At 73.6% G+C, this 12,509-nt stretch carries 10 protein-coding genes and 1 pseudogene; 7 read left to right on the top strand and 4 right to left on the bottom strand.

Annotation, left to right across the window (positions count from 1 at the left end; genetic code table 11):
- Positions 1-12: 12 nt before the first annotated feature.
- Positions 13-777 (bottom strand): annotated as a pseudogene (locus ABB07_RS08205) (alpha/beta fold hydrolase); the annotation flags it as partial.
- Positions 778-786: 9 nt separating this feature from the next.
- Here ABB07_RS08205 and ABB07_RS41500 point away from each other — a divergent pair.
- Entirely contained in the window at positions 787-918 is a 132-nt protein-coding gene (locus tag ABB07_RS41500) for a hypothetical protein (RefSeq protein ID WP_279617382.1), read from the top strand.
- Between the two features lie 108 nt (positions 919-1,026).
- Positions 1,027-3,189 (top strand): germacradienol/geosmin synthase Cyc2, encoded by a 2,163-nt coding sequence (cyc2, locus tag ABB07_RS08200; RefSeq protein WP_208898099.1) that lies wholly within the window; start codon positions 1,027-1,029, stop codon positions 3,187-3,189.
- Here cyc2 and ABB07_RS08195 read toward each other — a convergent pair.
- Positions 3,182-3,319: a hypothetical protein gene (locus tag ABB07_RS08195; RefSeq protein WP_208898098.1), complete on the bottom strand. Its 138-nt coding sequence runs from the start codon at positions 3,317-3,319 to the stop codon at positions 3,182-3,184. The genes cyc2 and ABB07_RS08195 overlap by 8 nt on opposite strands.
- Positions 3,320-3,431: 112 nt before the next feature.
- On the opposite strand from ABB07_RS08195, the gene phsA reads away from it, so the two are divergent.
- Complete coding sequence (gene phsA / locus ABB07_RS08190; protein ID WP_208898097.1) at positions 3,432-5,324, top strand: O-aminophenol oxidase PhsA; 1,893 nt, start codon at positions 3,432-3,434, stop codon at positions 5,322-5,324.
- 39 nt (positions 5,325-5,363) lie between these two features.
- On the opposite strand, the gene ABB07_RS08185 is transcribed toward phsA, so the two are convergent.
- On the bottom strand, positions 5,364-6,086 hold the full coding sequence (locus ABB07_RS08185; RefSeq protein ID WP_208898096.1) for a CTP synthase C-terminal region-related (seleno)protein: 723 nt from the start codon (positions 6,084-6,086) through the stop codon (positions 5,364-5,366).
- A gap of 87 nt (positions 6,087-6,173) precedes the next feature.
- Here ABB07_RS08185 and ABB07_RS08180 point away from each other — a divergent pair, with 87 nt between their 5' ends.
- From ABB07_RS08180 to ABB07_RS08165, 4 genes are all read left to right on the top strand, one after another.
- On the top strand, positions 6,174-7,133 hold the full coding sequence (locus ABB07_RS08180; RefSeq protein ID WP_208898095.1) for a LysR family transcriptional regulator: 960 nt from the start codon (positions 6,174-6,176) through the stop codon (positions 7,131-7,133).
- Positions 7,134-7,262: 129 nt separating this feature from the next.
- On the top strand, positions 7,263-7,847 hold the full coding sequence (locus ABB07_RS08175) for a PDZ domain-containing protein (protein ID WP_208898094.1): 585 nt from the start codon (positions 7,263-7,265) through the stop codon (positions 7,845-7,847).
- 582 nt (positions 7,848-8,429) lie between these two features.
- Positions 8,430-9,557 carry an aminopeptidase P family protein gene (locus ABB07_RS08170; protein ID WP_208898093.1) on the top strand — a complete coding sequence of 376 codons (1,128 nt, stop codon included), beginning with the start codon at positions 8,430-8,432 and terminating at the stop codon, positions 9,555-9,557.
- Between the two features lie 66 nt (positions 9,558-9,623).
- The gene (locus ABB07_RS08165; protein WP_208898092.1) at positions 9,624-10,559 is read left to right on the top strand and encodes a phosphotransferase family protein; all 936 of its coding nucleotides are present in this window, start codon (positions 9,624-9,626) and stop codon (positions 10,557-10,559) included.
- A 48-nt stretch (positions 10,560-10,607) separates the two neighbouring features.
- Here the strand turns inward: ABB07_RS08165 and treZ are convergent, their stop codons facing one another.
- Positions 10,608-12,353 carry a malto-oligosyltrehalose trehalohydrolase gene (gene treZ / locus ABB07_RS08160; protein ID WP_208898091.1) on the bottom strand — a complete coding sequence of 582 codons (1,746 nt, stop codon included), beginning with the start codon at positions 12,351-12,353 and terminating at the stop codon, positions 10,608-10,610.
- Positions 12,354-12,509 lie beyond the last annotated feature (156 nt).

Genomic DNA, 12,509 nt, shown 5'->3' with positions numbered 1-12,509 from the left:
GGGCCTTTCGGTGTCCGCGCGCAGGAAGTCCTCGACCGCCCGGATCAGGTCCAGCGGGGACTCGTCCATGGCGTAGTGCCCGGCGAACGGCAGTGCCACGAGTTGGGCGCGCGGATACCAGGACATCCAGGTCTGCCGCATGACCTCGGGCGACAGGGCCGGATCCAGCTCCCCGGCCACGGCCAGGGCGGGCACCTCGCTGCCCTCGACAGCGGCGTGGAAGTCCTCGCCCGCCCACGAGTCCAGCCAGGCCCGGAACGCCTTGGCGTCACTGCGCTGCAGCGAACGGGCGACCATCCGGTCGAGCCAGGCGGCGGGACGCCGGCTCCCGGTGGTGAAGTCGATGATCGCGCGTCGGTTCTCCGGCCTGTGCGCGGCCTCCGTGAACAGCGCGGCCTGCTCGCCGGCCAGCGGCAGCCCCGAGGCCGGCACCGGGGAGACGCCGACCATCCGGCGCAGCCGGTGCGGCACGAGCGCGGCCAGCCGCTGTGCCACCGCGCCGCCCATGGAGTGCCCGAGCACCGAGAACCGGTCCCAGCCCAGCCGGTCGGCCAGCTCCACCAGGTCCCCGGCCGCCTCGGCCGTCGTGTACGCACCCGCCGCGTCCCGTGCCTCGCCGTACCCTCGCAGGTCGACCAACGCGTAACTGAAGGAGGCGCGGTCGAGATCCGGCAGAACGGCGGCGTAGGCGGACCGGTCGGCGAACCAGCCGTGCACGGCGAACACCTTGTGGGCGCCGTCGCCGTGCACCTCATGGGGCAGCACGAAGGAGGTCATGCGCCTACCGTGACCCGCCCGCGGGGGCACGGCAAGGGCGCGGACGGGGGCATACGGGTGGGGGCCGGCGGTGTCGCAGACCAGGAGGCCCGGGGTCACCCCGACGTCCACGGCCGGCAGGTGACCGCCCAGCAGGTGTGATCGCCCACAGCGGCGCGGAAGTTCCCCGTGCCCGACGGGTTTCACGCATGGTGTGATCATGTCCCGCGCGGTGGATGGGTGTTGTGGGCCACGGGTAGGGCCCCGGCCATGACGCAGCCGTTCGAACTCCCGCACTTCTACATGCCGTATCCCGCGCGGCTCAACCCGCACCTCGACGAGGCACGCGCCCACTCGACCGCGTGGGCGCGCGAGATGGGCATGCTGGAAGGGTCCGGGATCTGGGAGCAGGCCGACCTGGAGGCGCACGACTACGGACTCCTGTGCGCCTACACCCACCCCGACTGCGACGGGCCCGCTCTCTCGCTGATCACCGACTGGTACGTGTGGGTGTTCTTCTTCGACGACCACTTCCTCGACATGTACAAGCGCACCCAGGACCGCGCCGCCGGCAAGGCCCACCTGGACCGCCTGCCGCTGTTCATGCCGCTCGACCCGGCGACCCCCGTGCCGGAGCCGGAGAATCCCGTCGAGGCGGGGCTGAAGGACCTGTGGGCGCGCACGGTGCCGTCGATGTCCGTGGACTGGCGCCGCCGCTTCTCCGTGGCCACCGAGCACCTGCTCAACGAGTCGATGTGGGAGCTGTCGAACATCAACGAGGGCCGGATCGCCAACCCCGTCGAGTACATCGAGATGCGCCGCAAGGTCGGCGGCGCCCCCTGGTCGGCCGGGCTCGTGGAGTACGCGACGGCCGAGGTGCCCGCCGCCGTCGCCGGCACCCGGCCGCTGCGGGTCCTCATGGAGACGTTCTCCGACGCCGTCCACCTGCGCAACGACCTGTTCTCCTACCAGCGCGAGGTGGAGGACGAGGGCGAGAACAGCAACGGCGTGCTGGTGCTGGAGACCTTCTTCGGCTGTACGACCCAGGAGGCCGCCGAGACCGTCAACGACATCCTCACCTCACGCCTGCACCAGTTCGAGCACACCGCGCTCACCGAAGTACCCGCCGTGGCGCTGGAGAAGGGCCTCACCCCGGACCAGGCCGCCGCGGTCGCCGCCTACACCAAGGGACTTCAGGACTGGCAGTCCGGCGGCCATGAATGGCACCTGCGCTCCAGCCGCTACATGAACAAGGGCGTCCGGACCGGCTCGCCCTGGCAGCTGCCCAGCGGCCCCGGGGTCTTCGCCGCCGACGTCGGCGCGCTCCTCGCCTCGGCCGCCCGGGAACGCCTGCGCGCCTACACCCACCTGCCGTACCAGAAGGTCGGCCCCTCCGTCCTGCCCGAGTTCCACATGCCGTACCGGCTCGCACTGAGCCCGCATCTCGACGCCGCCCGCCGGAACCTCGTCGGCTGGTCGCGCCGCATGGGCATCCTCCAGGAGAGCGTGTGGGACGAGGACAAACTCGCCGCCTGCGACCTCGCGCTGTGCTCCGCGGGCCTGGACCCGGACGCCACCCCCGAGGCCCTCGACCTCAGCGCCCAGTGGCTCGCCTGGGGGACGTACGGCGACGACTACTACCCGCTGGTGTACGGCCACCGCCGCGACCTGGCCGCCGCCCGGCTGACCACGGCCCGGCTGTCGCAGTGCATGCCCGTCGACGGCGAGCCGGCCCTGGTCCCGGCCGACGCGATGGAGCGCGGGCTCCTCGACCTGTGGACTCGCACGACGGCCGGCATGGCCCCCGACCAGCGGCGCACCCTCAAGGCCTCCGTGGACGACATGACCGAGAGCTGGGTGTGGGAGCTGTCCAACCAGTTGCAGAACCGCATCCCCGACCCGGTCGACTACCTGGAGATGCGGCGCGCCACCTTCGGCTCCGACCTCACCCTGAGCCTGTGCCGGATGGGCCACGGTCCGGCCGTCCCGCCGGAGGTGTACCGCAGCGGCCCGGTGCGCTCCCTGGAGAACGCCGCCATCGACTACGCCTGTCTGCTCAACGACATCTTCTCCTACCAGAAGGAGATCGAGTACGAGGGCGAGATCCACAACGCCGTTCTCGTCGTGCAGAACTTCTTCGGCGTGGATCACCCCACCGCGCTCGGTGTCGTCCACGACCTGACGACCCAGCGCATGCAGCAGTTCGAACACGTCATCGAGCACGAACTGCCCGTGCTGTACGAGGACTTCAAGCTGTCCGACCAGGCGCGGGCGGCCATGGACGCCTATGTCGTCGACCTGCAGAACTGGCTCGCCGGAATCCTGCACTGGCACCGGAACGTGGACCGCTACCGGGCCGAGTGGCTGGGCCGCCGCTCCCACGGCTTCCTGCCCGACCGGGCCCCCGCGCCGCCCGTCCGGCTCGTCAGCTGACCTCGCCGAACCGCTCCGCCACCTCCGCCGCGGCCTCGTCCAGCCCCGCACGGGCCGCCCCGCCCAGCTCGCCGCGTATCGCCTCGCCGCCCGGCGTGGCCGCGTACCACTCGGCGCCTCCGTCCGGCACCCGCTGTTTTCGGCCCTTCGCCTCCGGAAGCGGACATTCAGGGAACTTCGGAGAGTCGCCGGGAGTCTTGCAGGGTGAGGGAACGAGACCAGAACACACGGGGGTGTTCAGCTTGACCGACCTCATCGAGCGGACCACCGGCGCGGCCGGGCAGCAGGCGGACAAGGAGCCGGACAAGACGCCGGTCACCGACGAACTGACGCCGTACGTCGCGCCGTTGCCCGTCCCGCCCGTCCTGCGCCCGGCCTCCGCGGACGTCCTGCGCGAGACCGAGATCGCCATCCGCCCGGCCTGGGTGCGCCTGCACCCGCAGCTGCCGCCGACCCTGATGTGGGGGTACGACGGGCAGGTGCCGGGCCCGACCATCGAGGTGCGGCGCGGCCAGCGCGTCCGCATCGCCTGGACCAACCGCATACCGAAGGACAGCGAGTACCCGGTCACCTCGGTCGAGGTGCCCGCCCGCGCTCCCGGCACGCCGCCGCCCAGCACCGATCCCGGCCGCGAGGGCGTCGAGCCCGACAAGGACGTCGCGGCGCTGCCCGCCTGGACGGTGACGCATCTGCACGGCGCCCAGACCGGCGGCGGCAACGACGGCTGGGCGGACAACGCCGTCGGGCACGGCGACGCGCAGCTGTCGGAGCACCCGAACGACCACCAGGCGGTGCAGTGGTGGTACCACGACCACGCGATGAACATCACGCGGTGGAACGTGATGACGGGCCTGTACGGCACCTACCTCGTCCGGGACGAGGAGGAGGACGCCCTCCGTCTGCCGTCCGGGGAGCGGGAGATACCGCTGCTCCTCGCGGACCGGAACCTCGACACCGACGAGGACGGCCGCCTCAACGGCCGGCTGCTGCACAAGACGGTGATCGTCCAGCAGAGCAACCCGGAGACCGGAAAGCCGGTCTCCATCCCGTTCACCGGCCCGTACACCACGGTCAACGGCCGCATCTGGCCGTACACCGAGGTGGATGCGGCCTGGTACCGCTTCCGGCTGGTCAACGCCTCGAACGCGCGCATCTTCGAGCTCGTGCTGATCGACGAGGACGGCAACCCGGTGCCGGGCGTCGTGCACCAGATCGGCAGCGACGGCGGGCTGCTGCCGCGCCCCGTGCCGGTCGACTTCGACGGCGACCTGCCCACGCTGACCGCGGCGCCGGCCGAGCGGTTCGACCTGCTGGTCGACTTCCGTGCGCTGGCGGGCCGCACCCTGCGGCTGGTGAACAAGGGCCCCGGCCAGCCGGCGGGGGTGCCGGACCCGGCCGGCAACGTGCGCTACCCGCACGTCCTGGAGTTCCGGATCCGCGAGACCTGCGCGGAGGACACCTTCGAGCTGCCCGAGGTGCTCTCCGGGTCCTTCCGCCGCCTGACCCACGACCTCCCGCACGGCCACCGCCTGATCCTGCTCACCCCGCCCGCCACCAAGGGGGCCGGCGGCCACCCGGAGATCTGGGAGCTGACCGAGGTCGGGGACCCGGGGGGCCTCACGCTCCCGGCCGACGGCATCGTGCAGGTCACCGGGCCCGACGGCACCACGCGGACATACCGGCGCACCTCCCGTACGTTCAACGACGGCCTCGGCTTCACCATCGCCGAGGGCGGCTACGAGCAGTGGAGCTTCCTCAACCTCGCGCCCATCGTCCACCCCATGCACATCCACCTGGCCGACTTCCAGCTGCTCGGCCGCGACGCCTACGACGTCTCGGGCTTCGACCCGGCCGTCGGCGGCACCCGCACACCGATCCGCTACGACGCCGGCCGGGCGATCCCGCTCGCACCCAACGAGCGGGGCAACAAGGACGTCTTCCGGGTGCCGGGCAGCCAGATGCTGCGGGTGATGGGCCGCTTCGACGGGGCGTACGGCCGGTTCATGTACCACTGCCATCTGCTGGAGCACGAGGACATGGGCATGATGCGGCCCTTCGTCGTGATGCCGGCCGAGGCGATGAGGTTCGACCACGGCGGGACGCACGGCGGCCATGGGGAGGGCCACACGGGCTGACACCGCGACCGGTACCGGCGGACCATCCCCGGCGGGCTGTCACGCCGGCCGGGCGAGCCGGGACGCGGCGTGCTCGACCGCGGCTCGCGCCAGCGCCCGGACCACCGGGTGCGGGCGCGAGCCGTCGCCGGCCAGCTCCGGCTGGAACAGGGACGCCAGGAAGAAGGGGTGACCGGGCAGTTCGGCGACCCGCACCTGCCCCTCCTCGTCGTGCCCGGAGAAGCGCAGACCGCGGGCGAGGAGCGTGTCGAGGTGGCGGGAGGGGCCGTAGGCGCAGAAGTACCGCTCGACCGTGCGCGCGGAGCCGATCACGGACTCCGCCAGCGTGCCCGGCTCGATCGTCACCGCGGCCTCATGGCCCACCAGCGAGCAGGCCAGCGGCTCGATGAGCGGGTCGGCGGCGTCCGGATCGTTCTCGGCGTGCGCCACCCCGGTCAGACCGCACACGTTGCGGGCGAACTCCAGCAGCGCGTGCTGGAAGCCGCCGCAGGTGCCCAGGAACGGAATCCCCTCCTCGCGCGCCGTGCGCACGGCCGCGAGGACACCCGCCTCGCTGCGGTACGGGCTGCCCGGCAGCACCCACACGGCGTCGAACCTCTGGACCGCACCCTCGGCCGCGGCGTCCTCGGAGGGGATCCAGTACGCGTCGAGGACCAGCCGGTCGTGCGTGGCCAGAGCCTCCAGCAGCAGCGGGACACGGGTGTGGGACACGACGTTGGGGGAGCGGTCGCCGACGAGGGCGATGGTGGCGGTGTTCGTCATGCCCTCATCCTCGACAGGACCCCGAGTTCACGTCCAACGATGATTACTGCACCATCGATAAGCAGAACTGATGGAATCCTGGGCCGTATGGACCCGCATCTGCTGCGCACGTACGTCACCGTGGCCCGCCTCGCCTCCTTCTCGGAGGCCGCCCGCGAGCTGGGCTACACCCAGTCCGCCGTCTCCCAGCACATCGCCGCGCTCGAACAGGACCTCGGCGCGCCCCTGCTGACCCGGAGGCCGGTCGGCCCCACCGCGGCCGGAGAGCGGCTCCTGGAGCACGCGGGCCCGCTGCTGCTGCGCCTGGACGCGGCCCGCGCCGACGTCCGCCGCATGGCCGCCGCACCCCAGCAGGGACTGACCCTCGCCACCACCCCGACCGCGCTCGGCGCCGCTGTCCTCGCCGCCCTCCCGCCGGCCGGTGTCACCCTGTGCGTCCTCACCCGGGCCCAGATCCCGGCCGCCGTCGCCACCGGCACCGCCGACCTCGGCCTCCTCGACGGGCTCGCCGCGCCCAGCGATCCGCTGCGCCTGCCCGACGTGGCGCCGCTGACCACGCACGGCGTCGCCGAGGAGCCCGTGAGCGTCCTGCTGCCCGCCGGGCACCCCCTCGCCACCCGGACCGGCCTCGGCCTGGCCGACCTCGCCGACGCCCGCTGGCTCGACGCCCCCGATGCGGCCCTCCCGCTCGACCAGCTGCGCGCGGCGACCCGCGGCGGCGCGTTCCGCTCGGCGCTGCGCTACGAGGGCACCGACCTGCGCGCCCTCACCGCCCTCGCCGCCGCCGGACACGGCCTCACCCTGCTGCCCCGCACGGCCGCCGACGCCGTACCCGGCGCGGTCGCCGTCCCGCTCACCGCGCCCCGGGTCGTCCACCGCACGGAACTCCTCCACGGCACAAGCCCCCAGGGCGCGGCACAGGACGTGGTACGGCGGCTGGTCGGACCGGTGGGAGCACTGGCGGGACGGGCGGGAGCACCGGCGGGACCGGCGGGAGCACCGGCGGGACCGGCGGGAGCACCGGCGGGACCGGTGGGAGCAGGCTGAGCACCACGCCCCGCGCGGTGGTCCCTGGAGTCATGGCTACCCTCCGCCACGCTCCGGCCAGTCTCACTCGTTCGTGTCTCGTCGCGGCCCGGCGCGCCGGGTAGAGCACCAGCCGGAGGCGAGCGAACCATGGAACAGACTGCGTTGCGTCCCAAGCCGATGCCCGGTCAGGACCCGGGTGGTACCCCCGGCCCGTCCCGCCGCCCGCACGCCGCGCCACGGCGCGGACGGCGGCTGCGGACCCTGCTGTTCGCCGTGTGCACCGGCATCCTGCTGGTGCTGGCCGGCGTCGGCATCGGCACGGTCGGCGCCACGGTGATCGGCATGAGCAGGCTCGCCGAACTGCAACGCCAGGCGCCGCCGGGCACACCGGGCACGCCGCCGTCCAGGGCCACGCGCACCGCCCCCGCCCCTGCCGCCACGCCCAGCGCCGCTCCCGCTGCCCCGGCCGGGGCGACCCTGGGCGTCGAGGCCGTCGACGCCGACAAGGCGGGCGCGCTGGTGGTGGGCGTGCACGTGCCCGGCCCCGGCTATACGGCCGGACTGGTCCGCGGGGACGTGCTGCTGCAGTTCGGCTCCGTCCGCGTCGACACCGCCGCCGACCTCGCCCGCGCCGTCGCCCGAGCCCGCCCCGGACAGGCGGTGCTCCTCACCGTGCGTCACAGCGGCGGGGGATACCAGCAGTTGAGCGCCGTACCGGGCGTGGTGACCTGAGCGGGCCGACGCGGGCGTTCCCTCACGCTCGCAGCGGACCGGTGCCGGCACCCATGCCTCACCGCCCCTCACCGCCCCTCACCGTCCTCAGCGTCCGGCGCGGGTCCCTGCCTCGGAACTCCTCAGCGGACCGGCGCGCCCTGCTCCACGGCTCTCAGCGGTCCGATCCGTGCCCGGGCCCATGACGTCTCAGCGGGGCGGTGCGCGCCCCTGCCTCACGATCTCTCATCGGGCCGGCACCTGCTCCTCACGACTCTCTGCGGGCCGGTAGCTGCCCCTCCTCGACTCTCCGCGGGTCGGCACCTGCCCCTCCTCACGCCTCTCCGCGGGCCGGTACGTGCCCCTGGCCCCATGCTTCCCAGCAGGCCCCTACGGCCCCGCCTCACCGCGTTCCGGTCACCCCGGGAAACCCGCTGGTCACCATCCGCACCTCGCGCCATGATGGGCCCATGCCGAGTTCCCTCCGAGCCGACCGCGTCCTGAGGGGAGCACCGGCGATCGGCTCGCGCGAGCCTGTCCGGCCGGGCAGGATGCTGCCCGAGATGCCGTCGCCCGTTTCCCGACCCTCGACCGGAGGCCCGGATGACCGGTAGTACGCCCGCGCCCTTCACCGCCGCCGACTACAGGGCCCGCATGGAGCGCGCAGCGCGCTCCGCTGCCGACGCCGGCCTGGCGGGGCTGCTCGTGGCGCCGGGACCGGACATGGTCTGGCTCACCGGCTACACGCCCACCGCCGTCACCGAACGGCTCACCGTGCTGGTCCTCACCCCCGGTCAGGACCCCGTGCTCGTCGTGCCCACCCTGGAGGCCCCCGACGCCGAGCACGCGATCGGCGCGTCCGCGCTCACCCTGCGCGACTGGACCGACGGAAAGGACCCCTACGACGTCACCGCCGCCCTCCTCGACGGCCGCGGCCGGTTCGGCATCAGCGACAACACCTGGGCCATGCACCTGCTGGGCCTCCAGCGAGCCCTGCCGGACACCTCCTACGCCTCTCTCACCGACGCCCTCCCCATGCTGCGCGCCGTCAAGGACGCCGCGGAACTGGAACTCCTCGCCGCCGCCGGAGCGGCTGCCGACGCAACGTTCGAGGAGATCCGCAAAGTTCCCTTCGCCGGCCGCCGGGAGTCCGACGTCGGCCAGGACCTCGCCGGCCTGCTGCGCCGCTTCGGCCACTCCCAGGTCGACTTCACCATCGTCGGATCCGGACCCAACGGCGCCAACCCGCACCACGAGGTCGGCGACCGCCTCATCGAGCGCGGCGACATGGTCGTCCTGGACTTCGGCGGCCTGAAGGACGGCTACGGCTCCGACACCACCCGTACGGTCCACGTGGGCGAGCCCACCGAGGAGGAGCGCCGGGTGCACGACATCGTGCGCGAGGCCCAGGAGGCGGGCTGCCAGGCCGTACGGCCCGGCGTGGCCTGCCAGGAGGTCGACCGCGCCGCCCGCGCGGTGATCACCGAGGCAGGGTACGGCGAGTACTTCATCCACCGCACCGGGCACGGCATCGGCGTCACCACGCACGAGCCGCCGTACATGATCGAGGGTGAGGAACAGCCGCTCGTGCCCGGCATGTGCTTCTCCGTCGAGCCCGGCATCTACCTGCCCGGCCGCTTCGGGGTGCGCATCGAGGACATCGTCACGGTCACCGAGGACGGCGGCCATCGTCTCAACAACACCACGCGTGACATGGTCATAGTGGGCTGAGAGACCAGCCGGAGAGCCAGGAGACACCTCTTTTCGACGACAACCGGGAACGGCGACGCGCGACCCATGACCCAGGCACCGACACCCACCGCGGACACCGTCCGCAGACTGGTCCGTTCGCTGCTCAAGGAGGGTGGCGACGACACCGCGGGCCCCGATGTGCGCCCCGTGACGGAGGGCCGCGCGTACACGTGGTGGGTCGGCGCCCGCCATGTGCTGCGCCTCGCGCCCGACCGCGAGGCCTCGGCACTGCGCCGCCGGGAACTGCGCCTGCGCGACCTGGTCCGGCCGCACGTGCCCGTGGCCGTACCCACCAGCGTCGCGCACGGCGACTGGGCGCCGGGCCTCGCCTACACCCTGGACACCAAGGTGCCCGGCGGCACGGCCGACGAGCACGACGTCTCCGCCGTCGGCGAGGCCGACCTCGCCGGGCTGCTCACCGGGCTGCGCACGGTGCCCGTACGGCAGGCGGAGGCGCTCGGCGTGCCGCGCACCGCCCCGCGCTCCCTGGAGGCGCTGCGCCGCATGGCCGTGCACGCGGCCGAACGGCTCGCCGCCGCCGACGAGTTCGACGCCGCCCGGCTGCACCAGCTGACCCCGCCCGGCGCAGCCCAGCTCGCCGCGCAGCCCGGCACCGCCGTCCTCACCCACCACGGCCTGACCGGCGAACACGTAGTGGTCAGCGCCGACGGCCGGGTGCGCGGCGTCCTGGAGTGGACCCGGGCGGCGCTGGGCGACCCCGCCGAGGACATCGCCGGGCTCGCCGCCGCCGTCGGCTCCCCGGCGGCCGTCCGTGCCGCCACCCTCGCCGGCTACGGCGCCCGCCCCTGCCTGCGCGGCCTGTGGCTCGCCCGCTGCGACGCGGTCATCCGGCTCGCCGACCACCTCGAGGGCCGCGCGGGCGGTTCCCCGGTGCTGCTGCGGACCCAGCTGCGGAGCGCGTGGGAGCCGATCCTGCTGGAGCGGTTGTCGGACTTCAAGGAGGACGAGCCGGAGCCGTAGCAGACCGGAGCCGTGGCAAACCGGCTCCGGACGGCTTCCGGCCCCGCCTCAGGGCTGCTCCAGCACCACGCACGACTCCGCGGGCACCTGCAGCAACCCGTCCGCCCCCGGAGGCTCCACCGGCTCCCACGCCGCGAGGACGGCCGCCGGACGGCTGCCCAGCGGGATCGCCGCCGTTGCCTTGCCCAGGTTCACCGCCACGCGTACGTCACCGCGCCGGAAGGCCAGCCAGCGGGCGTCCTCGTCGTACGCCACCTTGGTGTCGGCCAGGTCGGGGTCGGTGAGGTCCGGCTGTTCGCGCCTGAGGGCGATCAGCCGGCGGTACCAGGCGAGCACGCGCGCGTGGGGCTCGCGTTCCGGTTCCGACCAGTCCAGGCAGGACCGCTCACGGGTCGCCGGGTCCTGCGGGTCCGGCACGTCCTCCTCCGCCCAGCCGTGCGCCGCGAACTCCCGCCGCCGGCCCCGCCGTACCGCGTCCGCCAGCTCCGGGTCGGTGTGGTCGGTGAAGAACTGCCAGGGCGTGCCCGCCGCCCACTCCTCGCCCATGAACAGCATCGGCGTGAACGGCGAGGCCAGCGTGAGCGTCGCCGCGCAGGCCAGCAGACCGGGGGAGAGCCGGGCGGAGAGCCGGTCGCCCTGGGCGCGGTTGCCCACCTGGTCGTGCGTCTGGCCGTAGCCGAGCAGCCGGTGCCCGGCCACCCGCGCCCGGTCCAGCGGGCGGCCGTGGTGCCGGCCCCGGAACGACGAGTACGTGCCGTCGTGGAAGTAGCCACCGGTGAGCGTCTTGGCGAGCGCGGCGAACGGGGCGCGCGCGAAGTCCGCGTAGTAGCCCTGCGACTCCCCGGTCAGCGCGGTGTGCAGCGCGTGGTGGAAGTCGTCGTTCCACTGCGCGTGCAGCCCGAGGCCGTGCTCCGCGCGCGGGGTGATGACCCGCGGGTCGTTCAGGTCCGACTCGGCGATCAGGAACAGCGGCCGGCCCAGCTCCTCGGCGAGAGCGTCCACGGCCGTCGACAGCTCCTCCAGGAAGTGGCACGCGCGCGTGTCGTACAGCGCGTGCACCGCGTCCAGCCGCAGCCCGTCGATCCGGTAGTCCCGCAGCCACGCCAGCGCGCTGCCGACGAGAAACGCGCGCACCTCGTCCGAGCCGGGCCCGTCCAGATTCACCGCCGACCCCCACGGCGTGTGGTGCGCGTCGGTGAAGTACGGCCCGAAGAGCGGCAGACAGTTCCCGGACGGCCCCAAGTGGTTGTGCACGACGTCCAGGACGACACCCAGGCCGAGTCCGTGCGCCCGGTCCACGAACCGTTTCAGCGCCTCGGGGCCGCCGTACGGCTCGTGCACCGCCCACAGCGACACCCCCTCGTAGCCCCAGCCGTGCCGTCCGGGGAACGGGCACACGGGCATCAACTCGACATGGGTGACGCCCAGTTCCACCAGGTGCTCCAGCCGGGCCGCCGCCGCGTCCAGGGTGCCCTCCCGGGTGTACGTGCCCACGTGCATCTCATACAGCACGGCACCCGGCAGCTCCCGCCCCGCCCACTCGCCGCGCCACGCGTGGCGCCCGTGGTCCACGACCGCGCTCAGGCCCTCGGGGCCGTCCGGCTGGCGGCGCGAGCGGGGGTCCGGCAGCACGGGTCCGTCGTCCAGCGCGAAGCCGTACCGCGCGCCGTCCCCGGCCTCCGCCTCCCCCGTCCACCAGCCCGCGCGCTCGGGATCGCGCGCCAACGCGCGCGTGCCGCCCTCGCAATGGAGCGTCACTCGGTCTGCCTGCGGTGCCCACACCTCGAACTGCACGGACGGTTCCCCTTCGTCTGCGATGTCTCGCCTGCCCACCGTGATGTCCCGCGCCCTCATCGTGCCCGCCCGGACGACCGATCCGCTTTCGAACCCGCCCTTTTCCGGCGGGTGTCGCGGAAGTACCCGCAGACCGGCGCCGATTCCGCGTTTTCT

Source organism: Streptomyces incarnatus, assembly GCF_001027185.1.
Classification (GTDB): Bacteria; Actinomycetota; Actinomycetes; order Streptomycetales; family Streptomycetaceae; genus Streptomyces; species Streptomyces puniciscabiei.
The sequence above is the reverse complement of the archived record's forward strand: the minus strand, read 5'-3'. Positions and strand labels throughout refer to the sequence as shown.

What these genes read in the sequence shown, in the direction of transcription:
- ABB07_RS08175 (WP_208898094.1), top strand. Translation starts at nt 7,263, where the DNA reads ATGGAACAGACTGCGTTGCGTCCCAAGCCGATGCCCGGTCAGGACCCG.
- ABB07_RS08165 (WP_208898092.1), top strand. Translation starts at nt 9,624, where the DNA reads ATGACCCAGGCACCGACACCCACCGCGGACACCGTCCGCAGACTGGTC.
- ABB07_RS08180 (WP_208898095.1), top strand. Translation starts at nt 6,174, where the DNA reads ATGGACCCGCATCTGCTGCGCACGTACGTCACCGTGGCCCGCCTCGCC.
- cyc2 (WP_208898099.1), top strand. Translation starts at nt 1,027, where the DNA reads ATGACGCAGCCGTTCGAACTCCCGCACTTCTACATGCCGTATCCCGCG.
- ABB07_RS08185 (WP_208898096.1), bottom strand. Translation starts at nt 6,086, where the DNA reads ATGACGAACACCGCCACCATCGCCCTCGTCGGCGACCGCTCCCCCAAC.
- ABB07_RS08170 (WP_208898093.1), top strand. Translation starts at nt 8,430, where the DNA reads ATGACCGGTAGTACGCCCGCGCCCTTCACCGCCGCCGACTACAGGGCC.